The organism is Arthrobacter sp. P1_B3, from assembly GCF_056406615.1.
In genome coordinates this window covers 1-2,973 of sequence record NZ_JBFTZV010000060.1, presented here as the reverse complement: position 1 = coordinate 2,973, position 2,973 = coordinate 1, and the positions used below count along the sequence as shown (strand labels likewise).

At 64.4% G+C, this 2,973-nt stretch carries 5 protein-coding genes; 3 read left to right on the top strand and 2 right to left on the bottom strand.

What is annotated here, in order from left to right; all coding sequences use genetic code 11:
• On the bottom strand, positions 1 to 199 hold a 199-nt coding region (locus tag AC1D2F_RS23780; protein WP_476967894.1), incomplete at its 3' end, for a transposase.
• Between the two features lie 45 nt (positions 200 to 244).
• A complete protein-coding gene (locus tag AC1D2F_RS23775; protein ID WP_364742403.1) occupies positions 245 to 1,033 on the bottom strand; it encodes an SDR family NAD(P)-dependent oxidoreductase in 789 nt (262 codons plus the stop codon).
• A 102-nt stretch (positions 1,034 to 1,135) separates the two neighbouring features.
• On the opposite strand from AC1D2F_RS23775, the gene AC1D2F_RS23770 reads away from it, so the two are divergent.
• From AC1D2F_RS23770 to AC1D2F_RS23760, 3 genes are all read left to right on the top strand, one after another.
• Positions 1,136 to 1,762: a TetR/AcrR family transcriptional regulator gene (locus AC1D2F_RS23770; protein ID WP_476967893.1), complete on the top strand. Its 627-nt coding sequence runs from the start codon at positions 1,136 to 1,138 to the stop codon at positions 1,760 to 1,762.
• Positions 1,763 to 2,149: 387 nt separating this feature from the next.
• Positions 2,150 to 2,545 carry a VOC family protein gene (locus AC1D2F_RS23765; protein WP_229995618.1) on the top strand — a complete coding sequence of 132 codons (396 nt, stop codon included), beginning with the start codon at positions 2,150 to 2,152 and terminating at the stop codon, positions 2,543 to 2,545.
• 129 nt (positions 2,546 to 2,674) lie between these two features.
• A partial coding sequence (locus AC1D2F_RS23760; protein WP_476967892.1) for a DUF309 domain-containing protein occupies positions 2,675 to 2,973 on the top strand: 299 nt, incomplete at its 3' end.

Below are 2,973 nucleotides of genomic sequence, written 5' to 3'. Positions count from 1 at the left end.
GACGCTTCCAGACCGTCTGCCACGGACCGTAGCACTCAGGCAGGTCACGCCACGGGATCCCGGTCCGGAAACGGTAGATGATGCCCTCCATGACCAGCCGGTGGCCCTGAAACGGACGCCCCCGACGCCCGGAGGAGTCCGGCATCAGGTCCTCAATCAGAGCCCACTGGTCATCAGTCAAAACGGAAGTACGTGACACCCGTCCACTATTTCAAAAACCACGCCCCGAATTAGGAGACACGCCCTAGTCCTGTACGGCTCTGCCCGCCATGGCGAGGGAGATGTTTCGGGGGAGGCGCTGGGCGATTCCGGCAAGCATGCGATTTCCCAAGCCTGAGACGACGCTTACCGGTGTAGTGCGGCGATCGAGGGCGCGCAGGGCGGTGTCGATGACCTCGCTGGCGCTCTGCAGCCGGCCGACGGCAGCGGCCTGGCTCCCGAGGACATCGAAAAACTCGGTGCGGGTAGCCCCCGGGCAGAGCGCGAGCACACGAAGGCCGGATTCCTTCGTCTCGTGTGCCAGGGCCTCGGTGAAGCTCAGGACAAATGCCTTGGTTGCCCCGTAAACCGCCATCCCAGGCACCGGCTGAAAAGCTGCAGTGCTGGCCACGTTGATCAGCGCGCCCCTCCCGGCGGCGAGCATCTCGGGGAGGAATGCCCGCGTGGTCTCGACGAGAGAGGCCACGTTCAGGGAGATCTCCGAGGCGATGACCGCGGGGTCTTCCTTGACCAAAGGGCCGCTCGTGGCGAAGCCCGCGTTGTTGATCAGGGTGTCGATGCGGATGCCCCGGCCGGCGAGCTCTCCGCGGACTTCAGCCCCGGCTCCCGGACGGCTCAAGTCCTTCGAGAGCGTCGTCACTGAAATGCCATGCGCGTCGCGCAGCTTTCGGGCGAGATCCTCAAGCCTGTCGGTCCGCCGTGCGACCAGCACAAGGTTGGCCCCGCGCGCCGCAAATCGTGCGGCAAACTCGGCACCGAGCCCGGAGCTCGCCCCAGTGATCAGTGCCGTGGTTCCGGTGTAGCTCATGGTCATGTCGAATCCGATCCGTGTCGCGGCTACTCATGTAGCCAATGCCAACATAGTAGGCAGGGACACCATTGTTGTCAATGACTACATTGCGGATATACTGGTCGGATGATCGATCAGCCCTATCACCACGGCAGGCTCCGGGAGGCGTTGCTGGCACGTGCCACGGAAACCGTCGAGGAAGCAGGAGTCGAGGGACTTTCGCTGCGGCAGCTCGCGCGTGATCTGGGTGTGAGCCACGCGGCACCCGGCAGGCATTTTCGTGACAAGCAGGCGCTTCTCGATGCCCTGGCCTTTGACGGCTTCCGCAGCATGAATGCCGGGATAATGGGAGCGTCTGAAGCGGCCGGAGACCATCGGTCACGCTTTGTCCGGATCGCTAGGTCCTATGTGGACTTCGCGGTCTCTCACCCGGTCCTGTTGGCCGTGATGCACTCCACCAAGCACCATCCTGATGCCAGCGATGAACTGYGCAGCATCGGCGAAGACGGTATATGGGTCGCCAGAGCGCTCATCGCTGAAGCCCAGGCCGCCGGGGAGCTGGCGCCAGCCGACTCCGAGAGGCTCGCTCTCGTTTGCTTCGTGAGCCTGCACGGAGCCGCAATGCTGGCGGCGGGCAACCTCCTGGATGGAACATCCGTGGACTACCTGACCCTAGCGACTACCGACCTGTTGTGGGCCGGAATGGTCGCAGGTATGCCCGCGCCCCAGGGAGCCTCGGGAGTCGGCGCATGAGCCGTGCCACGAGATGAACTCGGCGTCATGAACCCTTGTTGAGTCCGAGCTGGCCGTCAGGCAGCCTTCGTTCGGGACGTCGCCCTTAGATATGCCCGGCAGGGGTTCCCAAAACTGGACCGCAGACCGCCAATTCAGCTGCGATTTATCGCAATTCCTGTTTAACAGTCACACAGGAGTGTGGCCGTCAACTTCGTTTGGCCCCTAAATCGCAGCTGAGTTGGCGGTTTCGCAGTTCTGTTTGCGGAACGGTCGGTGCAGCAGATTCGGCGTGGGCCGTGGCGCCCCGGTCGGTGTGGGGCARCTCGCCGCCCAAAAGGGGTCCTTGAACGCCACACCAGGAATTCACCGACGCGCGGCGGGCGAAGTGCGTGAGTGGGGGGCAGGATGGAGAACATGGAAGTCCTTGGGAGCCGCATCCTGCTTCATCCGTCCGAACCTGAGCGGAGCCACCGGTTTTATCGGGACACGTTGGGTTTGGCGATCTACCGGGAGTTCGGGAGTCGTGATGCGCCGGGCCTGGTGTTCTTCCTGGGAAACGGTTTTCTCGAGGTCAGTGGACGGTCGGCTGATCCACCGGGGAGTGCCTTGTCGATCTGGATTCAGGTTCGCGACGTGCAGCTTGAGCACGAGCGGCTGCTGGCGGCCGGGGTACCGGTGATCCGCAGGCCGCAGCAGGAGCCGTGGGGGCTGGTGGAGATGTGGATCGCGGACCCCGATGGAGTGCGCATCGTGCTCGTCGAGGTTCCAAATGATCATCCCCTGCGCCGCGACCAGCGGTGATCATTTCTTCTCTCGCGGCCGCTGTCCCGACGGCATCCTAGCGGCGGAGCGGATGTTCGAAGCGCCGGGTCTTAGGATTGGGCGTATGAAGGTCGGTAGGCTCCGGGCACGCTCAGGACGGAGACGGCAATGACGGGTGACAGGGATCGGGATTCTGCAAGGCGCCCGCGGCAGGCCCGGCCGCGTGACGCTCTTGGCCGGCCGCTGCCGTATGGGAGCGTTGGCGTCGAGCCGGTCTCGGAGGAGCCGCTGCCGCCGGCGCAGACGTTGGTTTCGGCCCGGAGTCTGGTGGAGGCAGGCCGGCCCTTCGCCGCTCATGAGGTACTCGAGGCCCGGTGGAAAGCCGGGCCGGCCGAAGAACGCAACCTTTGGCAAGGTCTCGCCCAGATCTGCGTCGGRCTCACCCACGCCGCCCGGGGGAACAGCAT

Excerpts from the sequence above, each read along its gene's own strand:
- AC1D2F_RS23775 (WP_364742403.1), bottom strand. The coding sequence starts at position 1,033 with ATGACCATGAGCTACACCGGAACCACGGCACTGATCACTGGGGCGAGC.
- AC1D2F_RS23765 (WP_229995618.1), top strand. The coding sequence starts at position 2,150 with ATGGAGAACATGGAAGTCCTTGGGAGCCGCATCCTGCTTCATCCGTCC.